Raw genomic sequence first — 16,010 nt, 5'->3', positions numbered from 1 at the left:
GTAAGGCGGGAACGCGCCCAGTACCCGACAGAGTCAGCCGCCGTTCTGCGGATGACGCATCTGGCTGTCGGAGTGCGAACGCGCGCGCTCCAATTCTGCCTTCGTGCGGCAGACCCGCTCCGGCCGGTTGCTCCCGATTTTTTTCTCGCTTCGGCAGATCAGCTTTTCAGCGTCCTTATCCACCGCAACGGCTTGGGGCGCCTCGCTCGGTGCAGGCGCGGGCGGGTCCGAGGCAAACGCAAGGGCGGGAAGCAGCAGCAAGCTTGCGGTAAGGGCACGGATCATCGGGGTAGCTCGTTCGAGGAAGGCCGGACAATACGGCGCCCACATCACGTGCTGAACGTGCCAGACGTCACGCGCCCGGCACGCCGGGAACGCGGGTGATTACGACTCCCACCACATCAGCAGCTCGTGCCAGAGCTTCTTGAAGAAGCCGGCCTCCTCGACGGCCGCGAGCGCCACCAGCGGGCGCTGCGCGACGGGCTTGCCGTCGAGCATGACCTTCACCGTGCCGATCTGCTGGCCCTTCTTGATCGGCGCGATCAGCTGGCCCGGCACGTCCATCGTCGACTTCAGCCGGTCGTAACGGCCGCGCGGAACGGTGATGAGCATCGGCGCGGTCAGGCCAAGCTGAACTTGGTCGGCACCGCCCTTCCAGACCTTCTGCGTCGCGACGGCCTTGCCGGCGTCGAACAGGCGATGGGTTTCAAAGAACCGGAAGCCCCAGTTGAGCAAGGCCTGGCTGTCGTCGGCACGCTGCTTTTCACCGGTGGAGCCGACCACGACCGAGATCAGCCGCTGGTCGCCGCGCTTGGCCGAGGCCATGAGCCCGTAACCCGCGCTCGAGGTGTGGCCGGTCTTGATGCCGTCGACCGACGCGTCGCGCCACAACAATAGGTTGCGGTTCGCCTGCGTGATCGGGCCGACCGTGAATTCCTTGATCTTGTTGTACGAGTACGCCTGCGGGAAATCGCGGATCAGGGCGCGGCCAAGCACGGCGAGATCGCGCACCGTCGTCATGTGGCCCTCGGCCGGCAGGCCGTGCGGGTTCACGAAGTTGGTGTTCTTCATGCCGATGCGCTTGCCGTACTGGTTCATCAGCGAAGCGAACGCATCGGTGCTGCCGGCGACGTGTTCGGCGAGCGCGATCGCCGCGTCGTTGCCGGACTGGATCACCATGCCCTTTTCCATCTGTTCGAGCGGCGCGGTCTTGTTGACCTCGAAGCCCGAGTAGCTGCCGTCGGTGCCGGCGCCGCCCTCGCGCCAGGCGTTCTCGCTCATCATCACCGGGTCGGTCGGCTTGACCTTGCCGCCGGCCATCTCGGCCGCGATGACGTAGCTCGTCATGACCTTGGTGATGCTTGCCGGTTCGACCGGCATGTCGATGTTCTCGCCCGCCAGCACGTTGCCGCTCGCGGCGTCCATGAGGATCCAGGCCTTGCCGACGACCTTCGGTGCCGGCGGAACAGGCAGCGCGTCGCTGAGCGCGCGCGGCGCGGCGGTGGCCGGCGTCGGCGTGGCGGGGGCCTGTGCGAAGGCGAGGCCGAACGTGGCGGTCAATGCCGCAGAGGCGGCCCAGACGACGAGCGTCGTCGCGGCGGGGATGGAACGGGCTTTCATGTGATGCGTCTCCGTGCCGGTCTGCGCCGGCGATCGATTCCAATCAGTCGTTCACGCGCCGCGGCGTGCCAAATCCCAGACCTGCGAGGCGGGAGGCGAGTTCCGCTTCGCCGGCCGCTGCGACCGGGCCTATGCGCAGGCGCCACACGTTCTGCCCGTTGACGACGCCATCCTGCAGGCGCGCGCCGCCGATGCCCGCACCCTGCAACATCTGGAGCGCGCGGTCGGCGTTCGAGCGCGCGCCGAAGCTTGCGACCTGGAGCGTGAGCCCGCCACCCGCAGCGGCGACTGGCGCGGCGCCGGACGCCGCGGCCGCCGCGACGATCGGCGCTGCGCTCGTCTCCGGCGACGGGCCCGGTGTTACCGGCTTGCCGGTCGCGACGCGGATCTGGCGGCTCTTCATCCAGGCATCGAACTCGTCCGCGTTCATCGCGCGACCGTCCTGGCGCATGTCGAAACGGACGTCGCCCGCGGCCGGCGTGTGCGGGGCCGCCGCGGCGGCGCCGGCGGCCGGCACCGTCACGCTCGATGCAGCAGCAGCGGCATTGACGGCGACACCGGCGCCCGACATCGCCGTCGGCAACGCACCGCCGGTGCCTGTCGGCGGTGCCACGTCCGGGGCGCTCGCGCTCGCGGCAGGCGTCGGCGCCGCCGGCTTGCGGCCCGGGATCACGGCGACGAGGCGGTCGAGCGCGCTGCGCACGACGCTCGGCGAGGTGTTGACCGCGCCCATCGCCTTCTTGCCGCCCTTGCCCGACGCGCCTGCGATCAGCGTGCCCGGATCGTCCGGATGCACCGCGCGCACTTCGACGCGGCCGGTGCCGGCCTGCGTGATGCCGAGCTTGACCGCGGCGGCGTAGCTGAGATCGATGACGCGGCCGTCGTGGAACGGGCCGCGGTCATTGACGCGCACGACGACGGACTTGCCGGTGTCGAGGTTCGTCACGCGCGCGAAGCTCGGCAGCGGCAGCGTCTTGTGCGCGGCGGTGAACGCGTACATGTCGTACACCTCGAGGTTCGAGGTGCGGCGGCCGTGGAACTTCTGGCCGTAATAGGAGGCCAAACCCTGTTCGACGTAGCCGCGGCTCGTGTCGAGCACGTGGTAGGTCTTGCCGAGCACGGTATAGCTCGAACGGTTGCCCACGTTCGAACGCGGGATGTCGGTGATCTCCGGCTCGGGGATCGCGTCGACGTCGGGCAGGTAGTCCGGGGTGCTGTCGGCCACGCCGGGCTTGTACAGGCCGCCGGCGACGTAATCGCCACGCGTGCTCGGGTCTTCCTGCGCGGGGGCATACGGCGAGGCCTTGCGCACCTTGGCAGTGGCCGGGACCTTTGCGATCACCGGCGCAGCGGCGGGCGGCGGCACGAGGGGGGGCAGCGGAGCCTTGTCGGCGGTTTTGGGCGCGCTTGCGCAGGCGGCGAGCCCGAGCGCCGCCGTCACGATCAGCAGTGGCTTCATGGTGCGGTCGATCCTTGAGCCGCGGCGTTGGCCGCCGGCGTGCGTCCAGCGATTGCGTCGGCCAGGTCACGCACGGCCATCGCGTAGTGCTTGGAGATGTTGTAGCGGGTGATCGCGTAGAAGTTGCGGAACCCGAGCCAGGCTTCGCGCCCGTCCGCGCCGTCCAGGTAGACGACCGTGGCAGGCGTCTGCGGCGGCAGCGGCGCCGATGCGCGATACCCGGCCTCGGCCAGGTCGCCGAGCGTGTAGACCGGCTCGAAACCCTCCGGCTCGAACGGCAGCGCATCGGGCGCAACCTGCGCGCGCGCCGCGATCGGGCCGCCGCGCTGCCAGCCGCCCTTGACGATGAAGTAGTTCGCGATCGAGGCGAACACGTCGTCGAGGTTGGTGAACAGGTTGCGCTTGCCGTCGCCGTCGCCGTCGACTGCGAACTCGAGGTAGCTCGAGGGCATGAACTGGCCGTAGCCCATCGCACCGGCATAGCTGCCGGTGAGCGAACTCACGTCGACACCCTCTTGCTTGCCGAGCGCGAACAGCATGGCGAGTTCGTTGCGGAAGAAGGCCTCGCGGCGCGCCTCTCGCTCGGCCTTCGTCGGGTCGCCGCTGCGCGGGTAATAGAAGCCGAGCGTGTAGAGCGCATCGACGATCGAGTGCTTGCCGGTGTTCGCGCCGTAGCTGGTCTCGACGCCGATGATGGCAACGATGATCTCGGCCGGCACGCCGGTGGCGGCCTCGACCTTCGCGAGCTTGGCGCGGTGCTGCTCGAGGAACTTGCGGCCGCCTGCGATGCGGGCGTCGGTCACCAGCAACGGGCGGTAGTCGCGCCACGGCTTGGCTTCGGCCGGGCGAGACATCGCGGTGAGGATGCTCTCGCGCTTGGTCGCCTTCGCGAGCACCGATTCGATGCGCGCCGGCTCGATGCCGTACTTCGCGGCCGTGTCGCGCACGAACTGCGCACGCGCCTGTTCGGGCGACATCGCCGGATACGGGTCGGGCAGCGGGCTCGTGCCCGGCGGCTTTGCGAACGGGACAGTCGGCTGCGGCAGGCGCGGCGCGGTGGACACCGGCTGCGGTGCGGCGGGCTGCGTGGGGTGCATCACCGGGGGCGGCGCCTGCGTGGCGCAGCCCGCGAGGGCGAGTGCGACGGTGCAGGTCATGATGCGTCGGGCGTGGGGGCTTCGGCTCATCGGCGCGAGGGTAGCACGCACCCCAAAGCCTCCAAACCCGACCGTAAACGCAGAAATGAACGCTCGAGTCAGGCTCGAGCGGGCACGGCCGAGCGCATCACGCGCGGTGCGGAGCGGCGCTCCGGCGCGCTCAGCGCCCATGCACCGGCCGATGCGCGCGCACCGCCATGACCACGCCGAGGCCCGCCAGCAGCGACACGGCCGACGTGCCGCCGTAGCTCAGCAGCGGCATCGGCACGCCGACCACCGGCAGCAGGCCGGAGATCATGCCGCCGTTGACGATCACGTAGACGCAGAACGCCAGGCCGAGCGCGCCGGCGAGCAGACGCGAGTAGCCATCACGTGCTTCGCTCGCAATCCACAGGCAACGCCCGATCACGAACAGGTAAAGCGCGAGCACGACGACGACGCCGACCCAGCCGAACTCCTCGGCCAGCACGGCGAAGATGAAGTCGGTCGTGTGCTCGGGCAGGTAATTCAGGTGCGCCTGCGTGCCCTCGCCCCAACCCTTGCCGGAAAAACCGCCGCCGCCGATCGCGATCTTGCTCTGGATGATGTTCCAGCCCGTGCCCAGCGGATCGGATTCCGGATCGAGGAACGTGAGGATGCGGTCCTTCTGGTACGGGCGCAGCAGCCAGAACCACGCGACCGGCGCGATCGCGGCGACGCCGCCAGCCGCCGCGCCGAACCACCACCACGGCAGCCCCGCGAGATACAACGCGAACGCGCCGCTCGCGGCGACGAGCATGCCGGTGCCGAAGTCGGGCTGCTTGAGGATGAGCAGCGTCGGCAAACCGATGATGAGCCCGGCGATCACGACCGTGCTCACGCGCGGCGGCAGCGGCTCGCGGTTGAGGTACCAGGCCACCATCATCGGCAGGCTCAGCTTGAGCAGCTCGGCCGGCTGGAAATAGAACACGCCCAGGTCGATCCAGTGATTGCCGTGCTTGCCGTCGCCGACGAACAGCACCGCGACGAGCGGCACCAGCGAGACAGCGAACACCGCCGGGGTCCAGTTGCGCAGCTGCGTGGGCGGCAGGCGCGAGAGCGCCCACATCGCGGCGAGGCCGACGCCGAAGCGTGCGCCCTGCGCGAGCATCATGCGCATCGAGTTGTCGGCCGCGCTGTAGAGCACGGGCAGGCCGATCGCCATCAGGGCGAGCAGCGCGGCAAGCAGCGGCAGATCGAGCGTGCGGGTGAAACGCTGCACGAGGTCGAACAGCCAGCGCAGGATGACGCTCATCGACGCGGCTCGCTGCTCGGCGGGGCCGGTGCGGCCTGGGTGCGCGCGGGCGAAGCGGGCGGACCGGCCGGGGCGCGGCTCGTCATGGCCTGCGCGCTTGGATCTGCGGCCGCCGGCGTGGCGCCTGCCGACGGCGCGGGCGCGGCGCGCGCACCTGGAGTCGTGGACGGCAGGTCTCGGCTGCCGGGCACGACCTGCTTGAGCGGCGGCGGCGCAACCGAGCCCGGGATCCCGTCGAGCGTGCCCGGCGGCAGCTGCCGCGTGCTCTCGGGATCGGGCTCGGGCATCTTGCCCGTCAGCCAGGCGTCGAAAATCTTGCGTGCGATCGGCGCTGCGGTGCTGCCGCCGTAACCGCCGTGCTCGACGACAATCGCGACCGCAATCGTCGGGTTGTCGGCCGGCGCGTAGCCCACGAACAACGCCTGGTGGCGCAGGTGGTAGGGCAGCGAGCGCGGATCCATGCTCTGGCTGCCCTTGCGGCTGATCTTCTGCGACGTGCCGGTCTTGCCGGCCATCAGGTAGGTGGCGCCCCGGGCCATCGCGGTCGCGGTGCCCTGGCCGTGGATCGTCGCCATCATGCCTTCCTGCACGATGCGCAGGTGCTCGAGGTTGTCGGTGATGCGCCGCGGCGCATCCTGCGGCAGCGGCGTCCACGGCGCGCGGTAGCCGTCGCGGCGCGCGTCGACGAGGTGCAGGCGGCGCAGCCGGCCCTGGTCGGCGATCGCCGCGGTGCCGCGGGCGAGCTGCAATGCGGTCGCGATCCAGTAGCCCTGGCCGATGCCGGCGATCACCGTCTCGCCCGGGTACCACGGCTCGCGCGTGCGGCCGCGCTTCCACTCGGGCGACGGCACGATGCCCGCGTTCTCGCCCGCGAGGTCGATGCCGGTCGGCTCGCCGAAGCCGTAGCGCCGCATGTACTGCGCGAACCGCGCAATGCCCATGTGGTAGGCGAGCTGGTAGTAGTAGTAGTTGATCGACAGCGAGATCGACTTGCGCAGGTCGGTCCAGCCCGCGCCGCCCGACGAGTCGCGGTAGCCGCGCCGCTGGCCGGGGATGCGGAACTCGCCGGTCGAGAACACGCGGTAGTCGGGGGTGCGCACGCCGCTGTCGAGGCCGGCGAGCGCGGCGAGCGGCTTGATCGTCGAGCCCGGCGGGCCGCCGCCAAGCACGTTGCGGTTGAACAGCGGACGCGACGGGTCGGTGGTCAGACGCTGGTAGTCATCGTGCGAGATGCCGTTGACGAACAGGTTCGCGTCGTAACCCGGCAGGCTCACCATGCCAAGCACGGCGCCGGTGCGCGGATCGACCGCGACGGCCGAACCGTCCTTGTCACCGAACGCGATCACCATCGCGCGCTGCAGGTCCAGATCCAGGCTCAGGCGCAGATCGGCGCCCGGCACGGCCGGAACGCGGTCGACGAGGCCGAGCTGGCGCCCTTCCACGCTGGTTTCGATCTTGTCGTAGCCGATCTTGCCGCGCAGCGCCTCTTCGTAGAAGCGCTCGAGCCCGGTCTTGCCGATGTGGGAGAACGCCGCGTTCGCCTCGCCCATCTTCTCGGCATCGGCTTCGTCGACGCGCGCGACATAGCCGATCGTGTGCGCGAACAGCTCACCGTAGAGGTAACGACGGTTGAGGTAGGACACGAGCTCGACACCCGGAAAGCGCCAGCGGTCGACCGCGAAACGCGCAGCCTCCTCCTCGGTGACGCGCAGCTTGAGTGTGATGGGCTTGAAGCCGCGCGACGCGCGACGCGCTTCATCGAAGCGGGCCAGGTCGTCCTCGCTGAGCTCGACAAGGCCGCGCAGCGCGGGCAACCAGACCGCGGGGTCGCCCGCGTCTTTCGGGGTCACGTCGAGCCGGTACGCGGGCACGTTGTCGGCCAGGATGCGGCCCTTGCGGTCGTAGATCAGGCCGCGGCCGGGGACGACCGGCTGCAGCTTGATGCGATTCGCCTCCGAGCGCGTGGCGTATTCCTCGTGCTCGATCACCTGCAGCTGGAAGTACCAGACGGCCAGGCCGAGCAGCGCGATCACGACACCCGCAAACGCGAGCGCAGACCGCTGGCGGAAACGCACGGCTTCGGCGGCGACGTTCTTGAGCACGCGACGACGCGGCCGGACCTTCAGAAAGCGCACGGCTCAGCGCCTCCGCATCGCGCCGACGCGCAGGGCATCGAGCCCCACGAACACGGGCGGCCACAGCAGCAGGCCCATGAGCGGCGCGAACCAGAACGCCGCGCTCAGCGTCGGCGCGCCGAGCACGAGGTGCAGGCCGGCCGCGACGATGCGGTCGTTGAGCAAGAGTGCGCCGATCGCGAGCGCCTGCTGCGACATCGGGAAGAAACGCAGCCGCGCGCGGAAGCGCTGCAGGATGAACGCCATCGCGACCAGCCGCAGCGCCTGCTCGCCGAGCAGGCTGCCGAACGCAAGGTCGGCCACGAGGCCGATGGAGAACGCGAAGCCCAGCCCGACGCGATCGGGCGTTTCGATGACCCAGTACGCGAGCACGAGCGCAAGCCAGTACGGGCGCAGCGGCTCGATCGATTCGGGCAGTGGCACCAAGCCGAGCAGCAGTGCGATGAACACGCTCAACGGCAAGGCCCAAGGCGCATGGCCGCGCATCAGCGGTCGCCTCCGTCGTCGGGCGGGGCGGGCTGCGGCTCAGCGGTTGCGGGCGGTGCGGTTACGGGCTCAGCAGCGGTCGGCTCAGCACTTGCAGTCGGCGCAGCTGGGGGCAGCGCGGTGGCGGGCGGTGCGGTGGTCGAACGCGTGGCCGCAGGCGGCGCAGCGGCGGACGGCGCGGCAATGGTCGTAGGCGTCGCGCGCCGCGGCGCAACGGGGCGCGGCGTCGTCGCTGCCTGCGGGGCTGCCTGGCGTGGCGCCGTGGCGGCGGGTGCGCCGGCCGGTGCAGGCACAGTCGTCGCGCTTGGACTTGAGCTTGGACTTGCGGTCGGGCTCGCGGCACCCGCGCGCGGCGGGACGGCGTCCGGGCGCAGCGGCGTGACCGGCGCCGAAGGCGCGGCGGCCCCGCTCGTGCCTGCCTTCTCGCCCGCGGAGCCACCCTCGCCTGCGGCCCCGGTCGCCGCGTTGACGTCCACCGGATCCACGCGGCGCGGCGCGGCGCGCAGCAGCAGCACTTCGCGGCCGCGATCGATCGCCGCCGCGGGCGTGAGGTCGCCGACCAGGAAGGCGCGGCTGTGATCGGGCTGCAGCGCGGTGACGGTGCCGACCGCGAAGCCCGGCGGGAAACGCCCACCGAGGCCCGACGTCACGAGCACGTCGCCGACCTTGACGTCACTCGACAGCGGCACGTTCTCGAGCGCGAGCCGGTCGCTGCGGCCGCGGCCGTAAGCGACGAGGCGCACGCCGTTGCGCGCGACCGAGACCGGCACCGCGTGGTCGGGGTCGGTCACGAGCAGCACGGTGGCCTGCAGCGGCGTGACCTGCACGACCTGCCCCACGAGCCCGCCGGCGTCGATAACCGCCTGGCCTGCACGCACGCCGTCGCGGCTGCCCGCATCGAGCACGAGGCGCTGGCGCGTGGGATCGAGATCGACGTCGAGGATCGGAGCGAGTTGCGCGTCGAGCCGGTTGCGCTGCGCGGCGTCGAGCAGCTCGCGCAGGCGCGCGTTGTCGGCCGCGACAGTCTGCATGCGCGCCATGCGCGCCCGGTCGAACAATGCCTGCCGGCGCAGTTCGCGGTTTTCTTCGGTGAGGCGCGCCAGCGTGCCGGCGTCCTCGGCCAATTGGCCGGTCACGCGCGCGGGCCAACCGGCCAGCGCCCACAGCGGCTGCACGAGCACCGTGGCCTCCGAGCGGGCACGGTGCAGCCAGCCGCCGCGGTGGTCGAGCACGACCAACACGAGCGCGACGGCGAGGTAGGCCATGAGCCGCAGCGTGCCGGTGACGTCGCCGCGGGCGGCAGGGGATGGACCGGCGTAAGGCACTTCGGAACGAAAGGTCGAGTTCGGAATCGGGGTTCAGTGCAGCGCTTGCGGCGCGTCGGCGACGACGTGCATGCAAGGCCGGGTCACCGGACGAGGTCGAAATGGTGCCTGCGAGCCGGGCGGCCGCGACAACCGCGCGGCCGAACCCAATCCCCAATCACAAATCCCGCGCTTATTCCGGCGCAAAAAACTCGTTGCCGTGCATGTCGACCAGCTCGAGCGCGCGGCCACCGCCGCGGGCAACGCAGGTCAGCGGGTCGTCGGCCACCTGCACGTGCAGGCCGGTTTCTTCGCTGATCAGGCGATCGAGGTCGCGCAGCAGCGCGCCACCGCCGGTGAGCACGATGCCGCGCTCGGCGACGTCGGCGCACAGTTCCGGCGGGGTCTGCTCAAGCGCGAGCCGGACGGCCGCAACGATGCCGCTGAGCGGTTCGCGCAGCGCGTCGAGCACCTCGTTCGAGCCGATCTTGATCATCTTCGGCACGCCCTCGGCGAGGTTGCGGCCGGAGACTTCGATCGTGCGCGCCTCTTCGGACGGATACGCGCAGCCGATCTCGAGCTTGATGCGCTCAGCGGTCGACTCGCCGATCAAGGTGCCGTACGTACGACGCACGAAGCTGATGATCGCCTCGTCGAAGCGGTCGCCGCCGATGCGCACCGATGCGGAATACACGATGCCGTTGAGCGCGATCACCGCGACTTCGGTCGTGCCGCCGCCGATGTCGACGACCATCGAACCGCGCGCCTCGGTCACCGGCATGCCGGCGCCGATCGCGGCGGCCATCGGCTCTTCGATCAGGTACACCTCGCGCGCACCGGCTTCTTCGGCCGATTCCTTGATCGCGCGGCGCTCGACCTGCGTCGAGCCGCACGGCACGCACACCAGCACGCGCGGGCTCGGACGCAGGAAGCGCGAGCGGTGCACCTTGCGGATGAAGTGTTTGAGCATCTCTTCCGTGTAGGTGAAGTCGGCGATGACGCCGTCCTTCATCGGACGAATCGTGGTGATGTGCCCCGGTGTGCGGCCGAGCATCTGCTTGGCCTCTGCACCGACGGCCGCCACCGAGCGGTTGCCACCGACCACGCGGTCCTGGCGCACGGCCACGACCGACGGCTCGTTGAGCACGATGCCCTGCCCGCGCACGTAGATGAGGGTGTTCGCCGTGCCCAAATCGATGGACAGGTCGTTCGAGAACATGCCGCGAAACTTCTTCAACATCGCGTGGGCCGACCAGAAAGAAAGGGGAGTAAAGGGGGATGCAACAAGCGGGCTAGCCTAGCAACGCCCCCCTGCCCGAACAAGGAAAACCAACGGTTTACGTCGGTTTGCGCCGCCTCTCGTCAGCCCACGTTCCCAATGCCGGCGGGCGGTCAATAAAAAATGGGCACCCCATCGCTTGGGCTGGCCCCGGATGCGGCGTCAGTGGCCCGCGCGCAGCGCAGCCGCTACGCTGTGCGCCGTTTGCGTCCACGCCTCAAGGATTCTCGATGTCTGCCCTGATCTGCGGCTCGCTGGCCTACGACACCATCATGGTGTTCCCGGACCAGTTCAAGAACCACATCCTGCCCGACAAGGTGCACATCCTGAATGTGTCGTTCCTGGTGCCGCGCATGCGCCGCGAGTTCGGCGGCTGCGCGGGCAACATCGCGTACAACCTCAAGCTCATCGGCGGCGATCCCGTGCCGATGGCGACCGTGGGCCAGGATTTCGCGCCGTACCACGCGCACTTCGAAGCCTGCGGCATCCGCCTCGACCAGGTGCGCGTGATCGAGGACATGTTCACGCCGCAGGCGTTCATCACGACCGACCTGGACAACAACCAGATCACCGCGTTCCACCCCGGCGCGATGAGCCGCAGCCACGACAACCACGTGCGCGACGTCGACGGCGTCACGTTCGGCATCGTCGCCCCCGACGGCCGCGACGGCATGCTGCAGAACGCGAAGGAGTTCGCCGAGTGCGGCATCCCCTTCATCTTCGATCCGGGGCAGGCGATGCCGCTTTTCTCCGGCGAGGAGTTCCGCCACTTCATCGAGCTCGCGCAGTACGTGGTCGTCAACGACTACGAGTCGAACCTGCTGCAGGAGCGCACCGGCTGGGACGAGGCGACGATCGCCTCGAAGGTGCGCGCGTACATCACCACGCGCGGCCCGCGCGGCTCCCAGATCCACACCGGCGACGGCGTGCATGAAGTGCCGCCCGCGCACGAGCGCCAGGTGGTCGATCCGACCGGCTGTGGCGATGCCTACCGCGCCGGGCTGATCCTCGGCCTCATGCGCGGCCTCGACCTGCCGACCTGTGGCCGTATGGCGTCGCTGATGGGCGCACTCAAAGTCGAGCATCCGGGCACGCAGAACCAGCGCTTCACGTACGACGAGTTTGCCGCGCAGTTCAAGCAGCAGTTCGGCTACGCGCTCTAAGCGTCAACGCTAGCACCGTGTCCGCGAACAACCTCAGGACGCGGCCTGGCGGGCGGCCGCGTCCTGCGCGAGCTCAGCTTCCTTGACGAGGCCGAGCGCATAGATCGACCACGCCAGATAGGCGCGGATGCGCTGGAAATAGCGATGCCCGACGGGTTCGCGCAGGCGGATGCGCTGCTCGCAGCGGCGCTTCTGCTCGACGAGGTAGTCGCGCACGGTGTTGAGCTTCTCGCGGGCGGCCGGCACGTCGAGCCCGTCGAGCGCGAAGAACGGCAGCGTGCGGTAGTCAGGATGGATCGACGCCGGCGACTTGTTCCAGTTGATCGCCGCGACCGACGCGAGACGACCCGCCGTGCCGGCATTCCCGCACGCGCAGCGCACCGCGTGGGCCTGCCCTTCGAACCGAAGCTCCGGTTGCGCCTTGCAGCGGGCGCAGCGGTTGATCCAGCGTCCGGCGTCGAGCGGGTCTTCGGGCCCGAAGTCGAGCCAGTCCGGATGGATGTCGATCTCGTGCTCGACGATGCGCGCCTGGCGCAGCGGGCGGTTTGAAGTCGGGGAGGTCGAGGTCGTGACGTTGTGCATGCCCATCGATTCGCAAGCGGCAGGGGAGTAGCGGCCCGTCCGATGCGCCGTCGCAAGGCCGCTACGTTACCGCAAGCATGCCGGCCTGGCACCGATGCGCGTCACGCCGTGGCGCGGGCATTCACATCATGTGCTCGACCCACAGCATCTCCGGCTGCGCGATCGACTCGAACTCCATGTACGGCATGCGCACCGCGTCGGTGTGCGTACCGGCGTTGAACGTGACGCTGTCGTGCGCGGCGAGCCGCGAGTCGACGTGGACCGGCATGCCGTAGAGATGGCCGAACGGCGGCATCGCCCCGGGCTCGCAGTCTGGAAACGCATCGCGGAACTCGTCCTCGTGCGCGAGCTCGACCTTCGCGCCGCCGAGCGCCAGCGCGATGCGGTGCAGGTCGGCGTTGAATTTCGCAGGCATCACGAGCATCGCAAGCGCGCCGTCGATCTTGAGCATCACGATCTTCGCGAACTGCTCGCGCGGCACCTGCAGCACCTCGGCGGTGTGCGGCGCGGTGATCGTGCGTTCGTGATGCAGCGCGGTGTAATGGGCGTGGGTCTCGTGCAGACACGAGTGCAGACGCGGGCTGAGCATGACCTCCCTCCCGGGCGGCCCGCGACTCCGCTTCGTCGGGTCGCCGCACGGATCGTGCACGCATCCTGCTGCGCACGCGCGGCACGGCCGCGCAGGATCACGCTAGGCGCAGGCGCGCTGCCGGCACGTGACGGAAGGCGCGACGGCAGCGGCGCCTCATCCGCGATGCCGTGCGGCCTCAGGGCCAGCCGGGCAGCTTCTGCGGTTGCAGCTCGCCGACTTCGAACACCGCGGTGCGGGTGCCGCCGGCCTTGACCGGGAATTCGACCGCGAGCGTCTTCTCGGCCTGCTGCGCCATTTTCCACAGCGCTTTTTCGTCCTCGATGAACATCGCGATCGCCTCGTCGGTGTCCGGGCGGCTCGCGGCCATCGACCGCGGCGTGCCGTCATCGAGCGTCACCTTCACCTTGCAGCCGCCGTAGCAGTTGAAGTCGCCACCTTCGAGCGTGAGGTAGCTGCTGTCGCCCCATTCGGGGTGGTCGCGGAAGATCAGCCGCACGGGCTTTGCGCCGGCGCCGGTGTCGACCGGCTCCTTCGCGTAGATCGCGGCCGACAGCTGCTCGCCGTTGCCGGCGCGCTCGGTCTGGTACATCCACAGGCTTGCAAGGCGGCGCTGCTCGCGGTCGGCCTCGGCCTTCGCCTTCGCTTCCTCGTACTGCGGCTTGATGCGTGCCGCGGCCTGCGTGCCGGCGTGCTGGGCCATGAGCACGTCGCCGTGCGCACGCGCGAGGCCCCAGTTGCTCTTGGCGAACTCGGCTTCGAACTGCTTTGCCATCGACTCGGCGGCCTGCTCGTTCGTGGCCGCCTGCGCGGCGGCCTGCTCGGCCGGATCCGGGGCCGGCGTGCAGGCGGCGAGTGCGAGCGCGGCGGCGAGCACGAGCGAGGGCTTCATCGACATGGCGGGTCTCCGTGGGGGACGTTCGATCATGGCGCGGTGTGCGTCGAGTCGATGCATCGCAGCGCGCCTGCATCACAGCGCCGCCCGGGAGGCACGCCGGGCGGCGCGTGTGGCTTACGGCGTTTTCGCGGCCGGCTGCTTCGCCTTCGCGATCACCGATTCGACCGAGCCGGTCGTGATCGGGTGATAGCCCGGGCGCGCCTTCGCGAACGTCGCCTCGGCAAGCGCGAGGCCCTGCGGCGTTTTCACGAGCTCGCTGTACGTCGGCATGATGAGCTTGCGGCGGCCGATCGTCTGCAGGAACTGCACGATCGCCTCATTCGCCTTCGTGTAGCCGCTGCGCACCGCGACCGGGTACCAGCGTTGCGCGATCTCGCCGTTGCGCGTGCCGGTGAAGCCGTAGGCGGCATCGAGCGCGGCGAGCTGGTCGACGGTCAGCGTCTGCGGCATGCCTTCGATGAAGTGCACCCATTCCTGCGTGACCCAGTTGCCGGTCAGCGACTTCGGCGGCAGCGTGCCGTCCTTGAGCCAAGCGGCGCGCGCGGCATCGACGGCGTCGAAGCGCGGCGAGGTGATCTTCGGCGCGAACTCGGGCACGCCCGGCTGGTAGATCCACTTCTCGACCTCGGCCATCGTCACCTTGCCGGGGTGCTTGTCGATGAGGTTCTTCTGCAGGTAGTCGACGAACGTGGCGGTCGGGATCGACTGGAACGCAAAGTGGTCGAAGTAGTTCTTGAGGAACGGATCGAACACCTCGCGGCCGAAGCGCTGCTCGAGGAACTGCAGGAACCACGCGCCCTTCGTGTAGACCGTCGCGCTCGAGCTCTCATCCGGGTCCTTGAGCACGCCGGGCTTGACCGCAAGCTGCTGCAGCTTCGGGTCGACCTCCTTGAACTCCTTCGCCAGCTCGTTGCGCTCGATCACGTTCTCCATGTCAGCGCGCTCCTTGCCGTACAACTCCTCGATGATGCGGTTCTCGACGTAGCTCGTGAACCCTTCGTTGAGCCATGCGTCCTTCGCGGTCGAGAACGTGACGAGGTTGCCCGACCAGCTGTGCGCAAGCTCGTGCGCGATGAGTGCGACGAGCGACTTGTCGCCGGTGATCACGGTGGGCGTGATGAACGACAAGCGCGGGTTTTCCATGCCGCCGTACGGGAACGACGGCGGCAGCACGAGCATGTCGTAGCGATCCCAGCGGTACGGGCCGTACAGCTTTTCATTCGCGACGATCATCTTCTCGGTGTCTTCGAATTCCTTCACCGACTTGTCGACGGCGGCCGGCTCGGCCCACACGCCGCTGCGCTCGCTGATCGGCTTGAACACCAGGTCGCCCGCCGCGATCGCAAGCAGATACGAGGGGATCGGTTGCGGCATCTTGAACGTGTACTCGCCATCCCGCGGGGCCTTCGGGTCGTTGTCGGCGCTCATGAGCACCATCGTGTCCTTCGGGCTGGTTACGTTCGCGGTGTAGGTGAAACGCACCTGCGGCGTGTCCTGCAGCGGCACCCACGAGCGCGCGTGGATCTGCTGCGACTGGCTGAACATGAAAGGCTGCTTCTTGCCTTCGGTCATCGACGGCTCGAGCCACTGCAGGCCCGACGCGTTCGGCGAGGTCTTGTACGTCACGCGGATGCGCTTGTTGCGGTCCGGTGCGGCGATGACGAGGCGGCTACCGAGAACGTCGTCGGCCGGATCCACCGTGTAGATCAGGTCGGTCCACTTGCCGTCGGCCCGTTCGCCGACCACCTTCTCGATCGTGAGATCGCGCGTGTCGAGCACGAGCCGCCCGTGGGTCGGATCGAGCCACTCCAGCGTGTAGGTCGCACTGCCTTCGAGCTGCTTCTCGGCGAAGTCGACATCGAGCACGAGCGCGATGTCCTTCGTGCGCACCTTGTCCGGCTCGGCATAGGAGTGCTCGTCGACGGCCGTCGTGGCCGCGGGGGCTGCGCTCGTTGCGACAGCGGGCGGCGCGTCGGCGGCCGGCGGCGGCGCCTCAGGCGAACAGGCGGCGGCGAGCACGGCAGCGAGGCAGAGAGTCAGGCGAGACAGGCGCATGGCGGATCCG

Annotated in this window: 14 protein-coding genes; 1 reads left to right on the top strand and 13 read right to left on the bottom strand. The window is 69.4% G+C overall.

From position 1 onward, the window contains the following. Positions 1–33: 33 nt before the first annotated feature. From IE075_RS10600 to IE075_RS10560, 9 genes are all read right to left on the bottom strand, one after another. Entirely contained in the window at positions 34–285 is a 252-nt protein-coding gene (locus IE075_RS10600) for a hypothetical protein (protein WP_189456315.1), read from the bottom strand. A gap of 99 nt (positions 286–384) precedes the next feature. Beyond that, the gene (locus IE075_RS10595; protein WP_189456313.1) at positions 385–1,620 is read right to left on the bottom strand and encodes a D-alanyl-D-alanine carboxypeptidase family protein; all 1,236 of its coding nucleotides are present in this window, start codon (positions 1,618–1,620) and stop codon (positions 385–387) included. A 43-nt stretch (positions 1,621–1,663) separates the two neighbouring features. Further along, positions 1,664–3,079 carry a septal ring lytic transglycosylase RlpA family protein gene (locus IE075_RS15845; protein WP_189456311.1) on the bottom strand — a complete coding sequence of 472 codons (1,416 nt, stop codon included), beginning with the start codon at positions 3,077–3,079 and terminating at the stop codon, positions 1,664–1,666. Further along, positions 3,076–4,266, bottom strand: coding sequence for a lytic murein transglycosylase B (mltB, locus tag IE075_RS10585; protein WP_189456308.1), 1,191 nt, complete (start codon positions 4,264–4,266; stop codon positions 3,076–3,078). Before mltB ends, IE075_RS15845 begins: the two co-directional genes overlap by 4 nt. 130 nt (positions 4,267–4,396) lie before the next feature. Continuing rightward, positions 4,397–5,509: a rod shape-determining protein RodA gene (gene rodA / locus IE075_RS10580; RefSeq protein ID WP_189456306.1), complete on the bottom strand. Its 1,113-nt coding sequence runs from the start codon at positions 5,507–5,509 to the stop codon at positions 4,397–4,399. Next, positions 5,506–7,635: a penicillin-binding protein 2 gene (mrdA, locus tag IE075_RS10575; RefSeq protein ID WP_189456678.1), complete on the bottom strand. Its 2,130-nt coding sequence runs from the start codon at positions 7,633–7,635 to the stop codon at positions 5,506–5,508. Before mrdA ends, rodA begins: the two co-directional genes overlap by 4 nt. Before the next feature lie 12 nt (positions 7,636–7,647). Then, positions 7,648–8,130 (bottom strand): rod shape-determining protein MreD, encoded by a 483-nt coding sequence (mreD, locus tag IE075_RS10570; RefSeq protein WP_189456304.1) that lies wholly within the window; start codon positions 8,128–8,130, stop codon positions 7,648–7,650. After that, a complete protein-coding gene (gene mreC / locus IE075_RS10565; protein WP_189456302.1) occupies positions 8,130–9,455 on the bottom strand; it encodes a rod shape-determining protein MreC in 1,326 nt (441 codons plus the stop codon). Before mreC ends, mreD begins: the two co-directional genes overlap by 1 nt. Before the next feature lie 172 nt (positions 9,456–9,627). Next, a complete protein-coding gene (locus IE075_RS10560; protein WP_189456300.1) occupies positions 9,628–10,674 on the bottom strand; it encodes a rod shape-determining protein in 1,047 nt (348 codons plus the stop codon). Between the two features lie 269 nt (positions 10,675–10,943). On the opposite strand from IE075_RS10560, the gene IE075_RS10555 reads away from it, so the two are divergent. Next, the gene (locus IE075_RS10555) at positions 10,944–11,876 is read left to right on the top strand and encodes a carbohydrate kinase family protein (protein ID WP_189456298.1); all 933 of its coding nucleotides are present in this window, start codon (positions 10,944–10,946) and stop codon (positions 11,874–11,876) included. A gap of 33 nt (positions 11,877–11,909) precedes the next feature. Here IE075_RS10555 and IE075_RS10550 read toward each other — a convergent pair whose 3' ends face one another. The 4 genes from IE075_RS10550 to IE075_RS10535 all read right to left on the bottom strand — a co-directional run bounded on the left by IE075_RS10550 (position 11,910) and on the right by IE075_RS10535 (position 16,000). Continuing rightward, on the bottom strand, positions 11,910–12,458 hold the full coding sequence (locus IE075_RS10550) for a hypothetical protein (protein WP_189456296.1): 549 nt from the start codon (positions 12,456–12,458) through the stop codon (positions 11,910–11,912). 121 nt (positions 12,459–12,579) lie between these two features. Further along, positions 12,580–13,047, bottom strand: coding sequence for an aminoacyl-tRNA deacylase (locus IE075_RS10545; RefSeq protein WP_189456294.1), 468 nt, complete (start codon positions 13,045–13,047; stop codon positions 12,580–12,582). 178 nt (positions 13,048–13,225) lie between these two features. After that, positions 13,226–13,939: a hypothetical protein gene (locus IE075_RS10540; protein ID WP_189456676.1), complete on the bottom strand. Its 714-nt coding sequence runs from the start codon at positions 13,937–13,939 to the stop codon at positions 13,226–13,228. Positions 13,940–14,059: 120 nt separating this feature from the next. Further along, entirely contained in the window at positions 14,060–16,000 is a 1,941-nt protein-coding gene (locus IE075_RS10535) for a M1 family metallopeptidase (RefSeq protein ID WP_189456292.1), read from the bottom strand. Positions 16,001–16,010 lie beyond the last annotated feature (10 nt).

The organism is Cognatilysobacter bugurensis (genome assembly GCF_014652095.1).
Classification (GTDB): domain Bacteria; phylum Pseudomonadota; class Gammaproteobacteria; order Xanthomonadales; family Xanthomonadaceae; genus Cognatilysobacter; species Cognatilysobacter bugurensis.
The sequence above is the reverse complement of the archived record's forward strand: the minus strand, read 5'-3'. Positions and strand labels throughout refer to the sequence as shown.

Excerpts from the sequence above, each read along its gene's own strand:
- rodA (WP_189456306.1), bottom strand. The coding sequence starts at position 5,509 with ATGAGCGTCATCCTGCGCTGGCTGTTCGACCTCGTGCAGCGTTTCACC.
- IE075_RS10600 (WP_189456315.1), bottom strand. The coding sequence starts at position 285 with ATGATCCGTGCCCTTACCGCAAGCTTGCTGCTGCTTCCCGCCCTTGCG.
- IE075_RS10560 (WP_189456300.1), bottom strand. The coding sequence starts at position 10,674 with ATGTTGAAGAAGTTTCGCGGCATGTTCTCGAACGACCTGTCCATCGAT.
- IE075_RS10555 (WP_189456298.1), top strand. The coding sequence starts at position 10,944 with ATGTCTGCCCTGATCTGCGGCTCGCTGGCCTACGACACCATCATGGTG.
- mltB (WP_189456308.1), bottom strand. The coding sequence starts at position 4,266 with ATGAGCCGAAGCCCCCACGCCCGACGCATCATGACCTGCACCGTCGCA.
- IE075_RS10545 (WP_189456294.1), bottom strand. The coding sequence starts at position 13,047 with ATGCTCAGCCCGCGTCTGCACTCGTGTCTGCACGAGACCCACGCCCAT.
- IE075_RS10540 (WP_189456676.1), bottom strand. The coding sequence starts at position 13,939 with ATGAAGCCCTCGCTCGTGCTCGCCGCCGCGCTCGCACTCGCCGCCTGC.
- mreD (WP_189456304.1), bottom strand. The coding sequence starts at position 8,130 with ATGCGCGGCCATGCGCCTTGGGCCTTGCCGTTGAGCGTGTTCATCGCA.
- IE075_RS10535 (WP_189456292.1), bottom strand. The coding sequence starts at position 16,000 with ATGCGCCTGTCTCGCCTGACTCTCTGCCTCGCTGCCGTGCTCGCCGCC.
- IE075_RS10550 (WP_189456296.1), bottom strand. The coding sequence starts at position 12,458 with ATGCACAACGTCACGACCTCGACCTCCCCGACTTCAAACCGCCCGCTG.
- IE075_RS15845 (WP_189456311.1), bottom strand. The coding sequence starts at position 3,079 with ATGAAGCCACTGCTGATCGTGACGGCGGCGCTCGGGCTCGCCGCCTGC.
- IE075_RS10595 (WP_189456313.1), bottom strand. The coding sequence starts at position 1,620 with ATGAAAGCCCGTTCCATCCCCGCCGCGACGACGCTCGTCGTCTGGGCC.